We start from the raw sequence: 13,187 nt of genomic DNA, 5'->3' as shown, positions 1-13,187 counted from the left end.
AGGGAAAGGATCAAACGCGAAACCATCAAACAGCGCCGCTTGCTTCATCGAGATGCAGCGGCCTAATGTGACAAACCTGATGGACCAGAGCCTCCGTTAGCTCACGCCGCCTGTTGTCCCAAAAACCCTGACGACGGACACCAAACAATTGGAAATAGCAGGCTGTGCCGGGTCAGCTTTTAGCGGAAATCAACAGACATCACCTCCGCGCCGAGTTCGCGCCTGCGTGGCCATGAACTCCTCGCCGACTTTGAACGCGATGGCGCGGAAGGCGCGGAGCGACGGCGTTTCGCGGCTCGTCCGCCAGGCCAACACGACGCTGACCGGCGGCGGGTTCTCCTGGATGCGCAGGAAAGCGACGCCGGAGACCTGCATGTTCTTGGCGGTCACCGGCACGATCGCGACCCCCATGCCGGCGCTGACAAGGCCCACGACGGTGTGCACTTGCGTCGCCGTCTGGATCGCCTGCGGGGTGAAGCCGGCCGTCTCGCACATCCTAAGGATCGAGGCGTTGAACAGCGGGCTGCTGGCGCGGGGAAAGAGAATGAACGGCTCGTTCGAAAGCCGCGCCAGCGGCGTGGACGCCGACGAGGCCAGCGGGTGATAGGCCGGCACCGCGACTACGAAATCCTCCTCCATGATCGACAGCGTCTCGATGCCCGGCGCATAGCGGGCCGGCCGCGTCAGTCCGACGTCGATGTGGTCGCGGGCGAGCGCCGTGGCCTGGTCGGCGATGCTCATCTCCCTGAGTTCCAGCTCCACGTCCGGGTAGAGATCGCGGAAGCGCTGCAGCGTTCGCGGCAGGAGCCCGTAGGTCGAGGAATGGATGAAGCCGATGGTGAGCCGTCCGAGTTCGCCCTTGCCGGCGCGGCGCACGTCCTGCTCCAGCTGCTCGAGTTCGCGCAGGATGGAGCGGCTGCGCTCCAACATCAACGCGCCGGCGGCCGTCAGCTCCACCTTCCGCTGGGTGCGCACGAAGAGTGCGGCACCCGTCTGCTGCTCGATCCGTTGGATTTGCCGCGACAGCGCCGGCTGGGCGATGTGCAGCCGTGCCGCCGCCCGGCCGAAATGCAGTTCCTCGCCCACGGCCTGCACATAGCGCAACTGACGGATTTCGAGCATCGGTCATACCTCCAGGGCATCAATAGAAGGCTCGCAATGTATTGGACGTCAATAGAAGGGCTGCGTAGGATCCCCGACACGAACAAAAAACGCGACTGCGTTTCGGGAGGTTACATTGCTAGGATTTCGCGTAGCGGAGGACTTCGGTCGTCCGTCGAAGGAACTCGTCGAAAAATTTCGCACGATCCCCACCGCCATCGTCAGCGACAATATGCACCGCGTCTTCGCAGGCGGCACAGGCCTGCGGCCCTTTCACGGTGATGCCATGATGTGCGGGTCGGCGCTGACCGTGCGCACACGCCCAGGCGACAATCTCATGGTCCATAAGGCGCTCGACATCGCCATGCCGGGCGACGTGATCGTGGTCGATGCCAGCGGCGATCTCACCAATGCCATCATTGGCGAGATCATGCTCAACTACGCTATCACCCGCGGTGTCGCCGGCTTCGTCATCGACGGCGCGGTACGGGATAGCGGCGCGATCTCAAAGGGCGGCCTGCCGGTCTATGCCCGAGGTGTCACCCATCGCGGCCCCTACAAGGACGGCCCCGGCGAGGTCGGCGTTCCGGTCACGGTCGGCGGCATGGTGGTCTCCTCCGGCGACATCATGCTCGGCGACGAGGACGGCGTACTTGCCGTACCGCAGAGCCACGCGGAGGAGATCCTGGCGCTCGCGCTCAGCCAGCAGGGCCGCGAGGCCGGCATCCTCGCCAGCATCGCCGACGGCACGGTCGACCGCACCTGGGTCGACCAGACGCTGCGCACCAAGGGACTATGAGCGCCATGACCCACAGTGCCTCGAAACTCGTCGATTATTCCACGAAGCTACTGGTGGCGGCCGGGGCACCAGACGCCGTGGCTCGCGCGGTCTCCGAAAGCCTTGTCGCGGCCGATGTACGTGGCGTCAGTTCCCACGGCGTGGTGCGCCTCGGCGTTTACCTGAAGCGCATGGCCGAGGGCATGATCGATCCGAAAGCCGAACCCCAATTGGAGCGCGACGACGGGCCGGCCGGCTTGCTCGACGGCCGCAACAATTTCGGCGCCTATGTCGGCGCCCGCGCCCTGGACATCGCCATGGCCCGCGCCAAGACCCAGGGTGCCTACATTCTCGGCGTCCGTCACTCCAATCACTTCGGCACTGGTGCGCATTACCTGCAACAGGCGGTCTCGCAAGGGCTCGGTATGATCGTCATGTCCAACGCGTCCCAGACGATGCCGCCCACAGGGGGGGTGCGCCCCTTCATGGGAACGAACCCGATCGCCTTCGGTTTTCCGACCGGCACCGACGTTCCCTTCATCCTAGACATGGCCACGAGCCTCGTCGCCCGCGGCAAGATCATCGTCGCCGCCAGCAATGGCGAGGCGATCCCGCTCGGCTGGGCGGTCGATAAGGAAGGCAATCCCACTACCGACGCACATGCCGCACTCGACGGCGCTGTGCTGCCCCTCGGCGGGCCGAAGGGTTCAGGTCTCGCGATGGCGATCGACATCCTGTGTGGCGTACTGACCGGCGCGGGTTTCGGCCCCTCGGTGAACAACATGTACGACAACTGGGAAGAGCCCCAGAACGTCGGTCACATGTTCATAGTGCTCGACATTGCGCGCTGGATGCCGCTCGAAACCTTCAAGGACCGCCTCGATGATTACATCCGCCTTCTGAAGCTGGAGCCCCGGGCGGGCGGTGTCGACGAAATCTTCTACGCGGGCGAGATTGAAAGCCGGCTAGAGGCCAGCCGCCTCCGCGACGGCATCACGCTTCCGGCCAAGGTCGAGGACGAACTCAACGCCCTCGGCGCGGCCTACGGCCTCTCGCTCAACGAACTTCAATTGTCCTGAAAGAACGAACCATGCGTGCATTCTCCTACCACATCCCGACGCAGATCGAATTCGGCAATGGCGCGATCGCCCGGCTACCGGAGTTCGTCAAGGCCCTCGGGGGCTCGCGCGTGCTGGTCGTCGGCGACCCCGGCGTGCAGCGCGTCGGCCTTATCGATCGCGTCCAGGCAATACTCACCGGCGCCTCGATCTTCAACGCGGTTTACGCCGACGTCGAAAGCGATCCTGCGACCCGCTCCGTTGACGAGGGCACCGTCCACGGCAAGGCGAACGGCTGCGACCTCGTGGTCGGCATCGGCGGCGGCAGCGCGCTGGACACCGCAAAGGCGATCGGCCTGATGCTGGTCAACGACGGCAACATCAAGGATTATGTCGGCATCGGCAAGGTGCCGAGGGCAGGCGCGCCGGTGATCGCCGTACCCACCACGGCCGGTACGGGCAGCGAACTCACCATCTGGTCCGTGCTGTCCGATAAGGTCGCGAAGGCCAAGATCAGCGTCGGCAGCGTGCTGAACTGCCCGGCGATCGCGCTTCTCGATCCGGAACTGACGCTTTCGTTGCCGCCGCAGATCACCGCCGCCACCGGCATGGACGCGTTGACCCACGCGCTGGAGTCTTACGTCAACACCGCGACGCAGCCGATCTCGGAAGCGATGTCCGACCAGGCGATGACGCTAATCGCAAGGAGCCTGCGCAAGGCGGTCGCCGACGGCTCCGACGTCGAGGCGCGTGGCGACATGCTGCTCGCCAGCACCATCGCGGCCATGGCCTTCAACAGCACGCGGCTAGGATTGGTACACGCCTTCGCCATGCCGCTCGGCGCGAAGTTCGGCATTCCCCACGGCCTGGTCAACGCGATCATGCTGCCGGAGGTGATGCGCTTCAACCATCTCGCCAACCCCCGCAAGTTCGCCCGCATCGCCGAGATCTTCGGCGAGAAGACCGCCGGTCTTCCGGTCGAGGAGGCTGCCGCGCTCTCCGTCTCGGCCATCGAGAAGCTGAAGCTCGATGTCGGCATCACTGCAAAGCTCAGCAATTTCGGCGTCACGGAAGGCCGCTTCGACGAGATCGTCGATGAGGCGATGCTGTCCGGCAACGTGCCGGTCAATCCGCGCCAGCCTTCCCACGACGACATGAAGGCCCTGCTTAGGGCCGAGCTGGTCTGAGCGACCGGGGAGGAGAATGACGATGTCCGACATGTTGAGCTGGCTCGCCGGAGCCGTTGGCGGAACCTACGGAAACTTCATTGGCGGCGAATGGAAGCTTGCCGGCGACAAGACGTCCCAGATCTTCAACCCCGCAGATCGCGACCAGTCCCTCGGCCGTTTCGCCGACAGCGGCGCGGCGGAAGTGGATGAGGCGGTCGTCGCGGCCCACAAGGCATGGCTCTCATGGCGGCAGGTGCCGGGGCCGGATCGCGGGGCGATCCTGTTCCGCGCCGCCGACCTTCTGGAGCAGCGGATCGATGAACTCGCCTTCATCCTCGCCGCTGAGCAGGGCAAGGTGCTGGCGGAGGCGCGCGGCGAAGTCGGCCGCGCCGCCAAGGAGCTGCGCTTTTCCGCCGGCGAGGCGAGCCGTATCGACGGTGACGTGCTGCCCAGCGAAAAGCGCAACGGCCTCGCCATGACGCTGCGAGAGCCGATCGGCGTCGTCGCCGCCATCGGCCCGTGGAACTTCCCGGTCGTCACCCCGGTGCGCAAGATCGGCCCGGCGCTTGCCTTCGGCTGCAGCGTCGTCCTGAAATCGTCGAACCTCACCCCGTGGTCCGCCGTCAAGCTGATGGGCGTGTTCCGTGACGCCGGCGTCCCGGCAGGCGTCGTCAGCCTCGTGCTGGGTTCCGGCCGCGCGGTCGGCGAGGCGCTGATCCGCCACCCGCTGGTGCGCGGCGTATCCTTCACCGGCTCGACCGGCACGGGCGTCGCGATCAACGCAGAGGCCGGCCGCCGACTGGTGCGCACCCAGCTGGAGCTCGGCGGGAAGAACCCCGCCGTCGTCCTCGACTACGACAATGCTGCGACCATCGCCAGGCAGATCGCCGGCGCCGCCTTCGCCTGTTCGGGCCAGCGCTGCACGGCGCTGAGCCGCATCGTCGTGCTGGAGAAGAACGCTCGCGAGATCACCGAGGCGCTGGAAGCAGAAATGGCGGCGATCAGGGTCGGCCCTGCCTGGCAGGCCGGCGCGACGATGGGCCCGCTGATCACCGCCCAGCACAAGGCCTCCGTCATGGGGCATATCGCCCATGCGCGGGAGGATGGCGCGACGCTCGCGCTCGGCGGCTCGTCCATGGAGGACGGCGACTTCGCCAAGGGTCATTTCGTCGCGCCCACGCTGTTCACCGGCGTCGACAAGACCTCGCGGCTCGCGCTGGAGGAGGTCTTCGGCCCGGTGCTCGCCGTCATTCCAGTCGGCTCGCTCGATGAGGCGATCGAGGTGGCCAACAGCGTCGAATACGGGCTGGCGGCCTCCGTCTACACCAACGACGTCAACCTCTCGCTGCGGTTCGCCCGCGAGAGCCAGTCCGGCATGGTCCACGTCAATCACGGAACGGCCAGCGAGGCGCACATGCCCTTCGGCGGCGTCAAGGCGTCCGGCTTCGGCGCCTATTCCATCGGCCATTCCAACCAGGAGTTCTTCACGACCGTCAAGGCCGTCTATTTCCAAAGCTAGTGTTCAATCAGGAGGAGACCAACATGAACATGAAACTGAAAACGGCAGCCCTGCTGGCCGCCGTGGCTCTCTTTGCCACCGGTGCATCCGCAGAAACCGTCCTTCGCCTCGGCCATGTCTGGCCGGATTCGGAAATCCACGCGGCGGCGGCGAAGAAGTTCGCCGACGACGTCGCGGCCGCCACGAACGGCGAGGTCAAGATCGAGATCCACGGCAACAGCACGCTCGGCAGCGACCGCGAACTGCTCGAAGGTATCAAGTTCTCGTCCAACGACATCTGGGTCGGCGGCGCCGGCGTGCTGTCGACGGCGTCCGAGACCGCCCGTATCTTCACGCTGCCCTTCATGATCCGCGACGTGAACCATTACAACGCCGTCTATGGCGGCCCGGTGGGCGGCGAAATCACCAAGCGCATCCGTGACGAATCCGGTTACGAGGTCGTCGCCTACTGGCTGCGCGGCCCGCGCTGGCTGACCACGAAGGTCCCGGTGGAAAAGCCGGAAGATCTTTCCGGCCTTAAGATCCGCGTTCCCGACAGCCCGGTCACCGTGCAGTCCTGGAACCAGCTCGGCGCCTCCGCGACACCAATGAACTTCGGCGAGGTGTTCAACGCCCTCCAGCAGGGCGTCATCGACGGGCAGGAAAACCCGCTGTCGCTGATCCTGTCTTCGAAGTTCTCGGAAGTCGTGAAGAATCTCGTGCGCACCGAGCACGCCTACGAGCCGGTGGTGGTCGTCATGGATGCCGGCCGCCTGGTCGCTATGCCGGAAGACCAGCGCAAGGCAATCGTCGATGCCGCCAACGGCGCGGCCAAGGCCTATGCCTCGGAAGAGGTGCTGAAGGGCGAGCAGACCTTCGTCAAGCAGCTTCAGGACGCCGGCATGACGCTGATCGAGCCGGACAAGAAGCCCTTCCAGGAGCGTGTCGGCACGGAGTTCGTCCACAAGGCGTTCGCCCCCGTCGCCGATCTCTACGACAGCGTCGCCGCTGTCGAGGCCCCGAACGGGCAGTAAGCCCGCGTAACCGGAAGATGCTTCGATGAAACCCTCGTCCAACGAGGCCGTTGTCGGCCTTTCGACGAGCCAGCAAAATCATCGCCCGAAATGGGCGATGATCCGATGGCTCGACATGCTCAACGCCCTGATCCTCAATTTCCTGGCGGGCGTCATGGGCCTTCTCGCCTGTCTCGGGATCGCCCAGGTCGTGGCGCGCTACGTGTTGAAATCGCCTATTGCCTGGTCGGAGGAGTTCATCCGTTTCGCGCTGATCTGGTGCGTTTTCCTCGGCGCAGGCGTCGTGGTGCGCCGCGGCATGTTGGTCGCCGTCGAAGCGATCTTCATCGCCGTGCCCGCCTCCGTGGCGCGGATCATATGCGTCTTCAGCGTCGCCGTCAGCATTCTCTTCTGGGCAATCCTCGTCTACTACGGCTGGACCGTCAGCGGCATGGTCGGAACCCTGATGTCCGGCTCGCTCGAACTGCCGATGCGCTACGTCTACCTCGCCATTCCGGTCGGCGCGTTCCTCGCCCTCGTGAACACCATCGCTGTCGCCGTCGATCCGCCGCCGAGCGTGATCGTCCAGGCCGCAAGCTGAGAGGATCGCCATGTTTCCCGTCGCGCTCACCGCTTCCATGCTCGTCTTCTTCACCTGCGCGGTGCCGATCGCCGTCACGCTCGGCATGGTCTCGGCCATGGCCATGTACGGCTCCGGCATTCCGCTCCAGGCCATGATCCAGCGCATGTTCGCTGCGCTCGATTCCTTCCCGCTGACAGCGATTCCCTTCTTCATCCTCGCCGGCGCGCTGATGGAAGTGAGCGGCATCTCCACCCGCCTGGTCAATTTCGCCCAGTCGCTCGTCGGCCGCGCCACCGGCGGCCTCGGCCTCGTCGCCGTGCTGTCGGCGATGTTCTTCGCCGCGATTTCCGGATCGAGCGCCGCGACGACGGCGGCGATCGGCGGCATCCTCATCCCGGCCATGGCGGCGCGTGGCTATTCGCGGCCCTTCGCCACTTCCGTACAGGCGTCCTCCGGCGAGCTCGGCGTCATCATCCCGCCCTCGATCCCGATGATCATCTTCGCGCTGACCGCCGGCGTGCCGGTCTCGATCGGCGATCTCTTCCTCGCTGGTATCCTTCCCGGCCTGCTGGTGGCCGGCGGCTTGATGCTGACCGTCTACCTCGTCAGTAAGCGCAAGGGCTACGGCAGGGCGAAACCCGGCGCGTCCGGCGACGGGCTCGGTCCGCAGCCCGGCGTGTGGGAAAGCTTCAAGGCGGCCATCCTGCCGCTCATGCTGCCCGTACTCATCCTCGGCGGCATCTACGGCGGCGTCTTCACGCCGACCGAAGCCGCGGCGGCCGCCGTCTGCTTTGCGCTAATCATCGGCGTCGTCGTGTTCCGCACCATCACCGTTGAGAAGCTGGTGACGGCTCTGCGCTCGTCTCTGCTCAACACCGTCGTCATCTTGCTGATCATTTCGGCGGCCAGCGTCTTCGGCTGGGTGCTGACGGCAAACCGCATCCCGGAGCTGATCTCGCAGGTCTTCGTGTCGATCTCCGACAATCCGCTGGTCTTCCTGCTGTTGATCAACCTGCTGCTGCTTCTCGTCGGCATGTTCCTGGAGACGGGCGCCGCGATCACCGTGCTGGCCCCCATCCTGACGCCGGTGGCGCTGAAGATGGGCATCGACCCGATCCATTTCGGGATCGTCATGATCGTCAATCTCGCGGTCGGCATGACCACGCCGCCGGTCGGCGTCAATCTCTTCGTCGCCTGTCAGATAGCGGGGCTGAGGATCGAGCACATCATCCGCAGCATGCTGCCGTTCTACCTGTCGCTGCTCATTTGTTTGGCGATCATCACCTATCTGCCGGGCCTCAGCCTCTGGCTTCCGCAAATGCTCAAGTAGTCGTCACGCCGACCAGCGAAGGAGGATTTCCATGCCGACCGCACAGCAGAAGAAATCGATCTACGAACCCGATCAGGAAGGCCTGCACTTTCCCCGCGAACCAGTCTTCCAGACGCTGGCGGAGGAGCGCCAGCACCGCCGCGAGCGGCTGGCCGCCGTCTGCCGGATCTTCGGCCGCTACAAGTTCGAGTACGGCTTCGCGGGCCACGTCACGGTGCGCGATCCCGAGCACCTCGACCTGTTCTGGACCAACCCCTTCGGCATGAGTTTCTCGCGGGTGCGCGCCTCGGACCTCATCCTCGTCGATCACGCCGGCAAGGTTGTGGAGGGCACCTGGGCCGTCAATCGCGCCGGCTTCGTTCTGCATTCGGCGATCCACGAAGCGCACCCCGACATTGTGGCCTCCTGCCATGCCCACACCGTCAACGGCATGGCGTGGGCGGCGCTCGGGCGTCCGCTCGATCCGATCACCCAGACCGCCTGCGGCTTCTACGGTCATCAGGCGGTGATCACCGAGGAGGCCGGCGCCGTGGTGGTGGAGAAGGGGGCCGGCAACAGCGTCGCCAACGCCTTCGGCAACGCTAAGGTCGCCATCCATCAGAACCACGGGCTGTTCAGCGTCGGGCGTCACAGCATCGACGAGGCCGCCTGGTGGTTCATCGCACTGGAACGCGCCTGCGAAATCCAGCTGAAGGCCGAGGCGACTGGCTCGCCGCTGAAACTGGTCGCTCCGGAAAAAGCCGCCCATTCTGCCAAGCACCTTGCGACGCCTTTCATGGGGTGGCTACACTTCCAGCCCATCTACGACTGGATCATCCGGACCGATCCGGATCTGGTGAACTGAGCCGGACGCACTGCAGCGACCGGCCGAGAGGACGACGAAACCATGCATGACACTGACACCCGCCGGACCTATCGGATCCTAATCTGCGACCTGGTGGGCCTGCGGCCGGGGCCCGACGGCCGGCCGGACTGCTCCGAGGTGCGCCGACACGTCGAGCAGGCCGGCTGCACGTTCCACGACGGCGACGCCATCGTCGCTGCCGACATCGGCGGTGGCGGTATCCACTTCGTTTACCGGCCGGACCTGAACACCGCCGAAGACTTCGTCGCCGAAGCGGGTGATGGCCTGTACGACGCGGTGATCGCCGCGGCGACCGTCGTGCCGGCCGACACCGTTTTCCCCGAGGGCGGCGTTCGGATCGGGGCGGGCACGGGCAACATGCAGTCCCGCTCCTGGGGCGGCGGATCGGGTGCCGGCGGCGCGGCGCCGCTGATGAACACGCCCGGCATCAACAGCCGCGCCACCGCGCAGATGGTGATGAAGGCGATCCTGCGCTTCCTGCCGGATCTGCCGTTCGACCTGCTGCACGAACGCACCGTGTCCGGCCGTTTCGATACGGGCCGCGATCTCAAGGATTTCCCGACCGGGAAGCTGGAAGGCAGACGTATCGCCGTGCTCGGCTACGGCAATATCGGCCGCGAGGTCGCGCGCCTTGCCGACGCCTTCGGCATGCGGCCTGTGATCTATGCCCGCGAGCGGCATCGCCGCTGGATCGAAGCCGAAGGTTTCGGTTACGCGGCAACGCCCGTCGAGGCGTCCGCCGGCGCCGATATCGTTTCCGTCCATCTCGGCCTCGGCGCGGCCGATCCCCCGACCGGACGCTTCGCCAATGCCGGCCTTGTCGGCGAGGCGATCTTCGATGCGGTCAGCCCCGGCGCGACGCTCGTCAATTTCGATCGCGGCGAACTGGTGGACGCCGGAGCCCTCGACACCGCGATGGGCGACGGCCGCATCCGTTTCGCCGCGATCGACGCCGACATCTTCAGCGACGCCGCGACCGGCGCGGTCTCCGGCCCGCTCGCGCCCTATCTGCCGCTGGTGGAACGCCATGCCGGCCGCCTGCTGCTTCTGCCGCATGCGGTTGCCGACACCGACCATCCGTCGCGGGTGGCGGGCGCGAAGCAGGCCGTAGACCAGATCCTCGAGGCGATCCGCTTCCGTCGCGTGGGCAATCTCAAGGGTGATCTACCCGATGGCTACACCGCCGTGCCTGGCCGCGCGATCCACGGTATCGGCGGCGTTTCCGCCGGCGCATTGGCGGGCGTTGCCGAGGACGCGGACGTCGTGAAGCAACTCGCCTATACGACCGGTCGACTCCATGATTTCTGGACGCGCCTCGCCGCCGCGGCGGATGCAGAAGAGCGGCAGGCCCTCTGCGCGGCGATGGGCGACGGCGTGATGCTGGACGTCAATCGGCAGGCCGCCTTGATGGGCGCACTCGGCCTTCATGGCCCCTTCACCGGCAAACCGCGGGACTGAGCGATGGACAAGACTTTCCTCGCCGCCCTTTTCGACGTGGCCGTCCAGGCGGCCGATCCCCTGACCGGCATCCGCGCCCACCTGCCGGAGCCACCACCGAGCGGCCGCACGGTCGTTATAGGGGCGGGTAAGGGCGCGGCACAGATGGCGGCGGCGCTGGAAACGCTCTGGCCCGGCCCACTTACCGGCATCGTCGTGACGCGCTACGGCTATGGCTGCGAGACGCGTGGTATCGAGGTGCTGGAGGCGGCGCATCCGGTTCCCGACGAGGCCGGGCTTGCAGCCGGCGCGCGGCTCCTCGATCTGGTTTCCGGGCTGACGGAAAACGATCTCGTCATCGCGCTGGTCTGCGGTGGCGGATCGGCGTTGCTGCCGGCGCCGCCCGAAGGGCTGTCGCTCGCCGACGAGATCGCCGTCAACGAGGCGCTGCTCGCCTCCGGCGCGCCGATCTCGGCGATGAACGTGGTGCGCAAGCACGTCTCGCGCATCAAGGGCGGGCGGCTCGCTGCGGCGACCCACGCCCGCGTCGTCAGCCTGCTGGTCTCCGACATTCCCGGCGACAATCCGGCCGCCATCGCATCCGGCCCGACGATCCCCGACGCTTCGACGCGTGCGGATGCGCTGGCGATCGTCGCGCAATACCGCCTCGATCTGCCGGCCGCCGTCATGGCGCACCTGAACGGGCCGGCGGCCGACGCACCGATGCCCGACGATCCGGTCTTCGCCCGACACGAGCATCACATCGTCGCCTCGGCGCGCGTTTCGCTGGAGGCTGCTGCGGCCGAGGCATGGGGCCACGGCGTCATGCCGGTCATCCTATCGGATGCGATGGAAGGCGAGGCGCGCGACGTGGCGCTCGTCCATGCCGCGATCGCCCGTGAGGTGCTGGCGCGGGGCCGCCCATTTTCACGACCGGCGGTGCTGCTCTCCGGCGGCGAGACGACGGTGACATCGCGAGGAAGGGGCGGGCGGGGCGGCCGAAACGGTGAATTCGCGCTTGCCATGGCGCTTGCCATCGACGGCCACGCCATCGAAATTCTGGCGGCCGATACGGACGGCATCGACGGCTCCGAGGACAATGCCGGCGCTTTCGCCGACGGAACGACAGTGCGACGTCTGCGCGCCGCCGGAATCGATCCGAAAGAAATGTTGGATCGCAACGATAGCTATACGGCATTCTCCATCATCGGTGATCTCCATAAGACTGGACCAACCGGCACAAATGTGAATGATTTCCGCGCAGTCCTTATTCGGTGATCGCCCGTTAGCTTCACCGCGTATCGCACATAGAGATCCCAACGGGGCATCGTAAAGTTAACGGAACTTGGGGCTTGATAGGCGATGAAGAGGCATGACAGACCGTGATCCGCTCTACCGTCGCCACCGCTTTCCCGCTGAAATCATTGCCCACGCGGTGTGGCTCTATTTCCGTTTTCCCCTGAGCCTGCGGATGGTCGAAGACATGCTGGCCGCTCGTGGCATCATTGTCTCGCATTAAACGATCCGGCTGTGGGCAGAGAAATTCGGACGAACTTTCGCCAACCAAATCCGTCAACGTTCGCGCGGCCGACTCGGCGATAAATGGCATCTCGATGAGGTCGTTATTTCGATCCGGGGCAAGAAGCATTGGCTATGGCGCGCCGTGGATCAGGACGGTTTTGTCCTGGAGGTTCTGGTGCAAAGCCGCCGCGACGCCAAGGCGGCCAAGCGCCTGATGCGCAAGCTTTTGAAAGGCCAGGGACGATCGCCGCGCGTGATGATCACCGACAAGCTTCGCTCCTATGGCGCCGCAAAGCAGGAAATCATGCCCGGTGTCGAGCACCGCTCCCATAAAGGCCTGAACAATCGGGCGGAGAATTCCCACCAGCCGATCCGACGGCGAGAGCGGATCATGAAGCGCTTCAAGTCAAAGCGACATCTGCAACTCTTCGTTTCCATCCATGATCCGATTGCCAACCTCTTCCACATCCCGCGCCACGACATTCCCTCCAGCCATCATCGCGAACTGCGCAAAGCGGCGATGAACCTATGGGCGAAGATCGCTCGCGCATGAGCAGTGCACGTGGCGGGCGTCACGCTTTTGCTTCGCTGAAGTTAACTTTACGATGCCGACTATGGTGATGACGACGAGGAGGATTTCGTCGACGAAGACCCCGAAGAGGGCGCCTACGCCGAGAGTGATCGTCTGGTGCCGGTGATTGTTGCCGGGGAGGTGGCGCCATGTGTCGATTTACACTTCAAACAGGGACTGGCGCGGATTTAGAGAAAGTTGGATAGTTCAATTGAGACTTTTGCGCCCAGAGTCTCGATTGAAGTGTTAGGTTCACGGCTTGT

11 protein-coding genes and 1 pseudogene are annotated in these 13,187 nt (G+C 65.3%); 11 read left to right on the top strand and 1 reads right to left on the bottom strand.

Annotated features, from left to right (window positions below; all coding sequences use genetic code 11):
* Nucleotides 1-189 precede the first annotated feature (189 nt).
* Entirely contained in the window at nt 190-1,122 is a 933-nt protein-coding gene (locus FY036_RS00515) for a LysR substrate-binding domain-containing protein (RefSeq protein ID WP_148912770.1), read from the bottom strand.
* Between the two features lie 115 nt (nt 1,123-1,237).
* On the opposite strand from FY036_RS00515, the gene FY036_RS00510 reads away from it, so the two are divergent.
* From FY036_RS00510 to FY036_RS00460, 11 genes and pseudogenes are all read left to right on the top strand, one after another.
* Nucleotides 1,238-1,900 carry an RraA family protein gene (locus FY036_RS00510; RefSeq protein WP_148912769.1) on the top strand — a complete coding sequence of 221 codons (663 nt, stop codon included), beginning with the start codon at nt 1,238-1,240 and terminating at the stop codon, nt 1,898-1,900.
* The gene (locus FY036_RS00505; RefSeq protein WP_201744664.1) at nt 1,897-2,958 is read left to right on the top strand and encodes an Ldh family oxidoreductase; all 1,062 of its coding nucleotides are present in this window, start codon (nt 1,897-1,899) and stop codon (nt 2,956-2,958) included. Before FY036_RS00510 ends, FY036_RS00505 begins: the two co-directional genes overlap by 4 nt.
* Before the next feature lie 11 nt (nt 2,959-2,969).
* Complete coding sequence (locus FY036_RS00500; RefSeq protein WP_148912768.1) at nt 2,970-4,124, top strand: iron-containing alcohol dehydrogenase; 1,155 nt, start codon at nt 2,970-2,972, stop codon at nt 4,122-4,124.
* A gap of 22 nt (nt 4,125-4,146) precedes the next feature.
* The gene (locus tag FY036_RS00495) at nt 4,147-5,625 is read left to right on the top strand and encodes an aldehyde dehydrogenase family protein (RefSeq protein WP_148912767.1); all 1,479 of its coding nucleotides are present in this window, start codon (nt 4,147-4,149) and stop codon (nt 5,623-5,625) included.
* A 23-nt stretch (nt 5,626-5,648) separates the two neighbouring features.
* The gene (locus tag FY036_RS00490) at nt 5,649-6,638 is read left to right on the top strand and encodes a TRAP transporter substrate-binding protein (protein WP_148912766.1); all 990 of its coding nucleotides are present in this window, start codon (nt 5,649-5,651) and stop codon (nt 6,636-6,638) included.
* Between the two features lie 25 nt (nt 6,639-6,663).
* Nucleotides 6,664-7,218, top strand: coding sequence for a TRAP transporter small permease (locus FY036_RS00485; protein WP_148912765.1), 555 nt, complete (start codon nt 6,664-6,666; stop codon nt 7,216-7,218).
* A gap of 10 nt (nt 7,219-7,228) precedes the next feature.
* Complete coding sequence (locus FY036_RS00480) at nt 7,229-8,530, top strand: TRAP transporter large permease (protein ID WP_148912764.1); 1,302 nt, start codon at nt 7,229-7,231, stop codon at nt 8,528-8,530.
* Nucleotides 8,531-8,561: 31 nt separating this feature from the next.
* Nucleotides 8,562-9,374, top strand: a complete 813-nt coding sequence (locus FY036_RS00475) for a class II aldolase/adducin family protein (RefSeq protein WP_148912763.1) — start codon at nt 8,562-8,564, stop codon at nt 9,372-9,374.
* A 93-nt stretch (nt 9,375-9,467) separates the two neighbouring features.
* Nucleotides 9,468-10,853 (top strand): NAD(P)-dependent oxidoreductase, encoded by a 1,386-nt coding sequence (locus tag FY036_RS00470; protein WP_235897426.1) that lies wholly within the window; start codon nt 9,468-9,470, stop codon nt 10,851-10,853.
* A 3-nt stretch (nt 10,854-10,856) separates the two neighbouring features.
* Nucleotides 10,857-12,110, top strand: coding sequence for a glycerate kinase type-2 family protein (locus tag FY036_RS00465; RefSeq protein WP_148912761.1), 1,254 nt, complete (start codon nt 10,857-10,859; stop codon nt 12,108-12,110).
* Between the two features lie 94 nt (nt 12,111-12,204).
* Nucleotides 12,205-12,906: pseudogene (locus tag FY036_RS00460) on the top strand (IS6 family transposase).
* The last annotated feature ends 281 nt before the right edge of the window (nt 12,907-13,187 follow it).

Source organism: Neoaquamicrobium microcysteis (assembly GCF_008180155.1).
Taxonomy (GTDB): Bacteria; Pseudomonadota; Alphaproteobacteria; order Rhizobiales; family Rhizobiaceae; genus Aerobium; species Aerobium microcysteis.
This window is presented reverse-complemented; position numbering and strand designations above follow the sequence as displayed.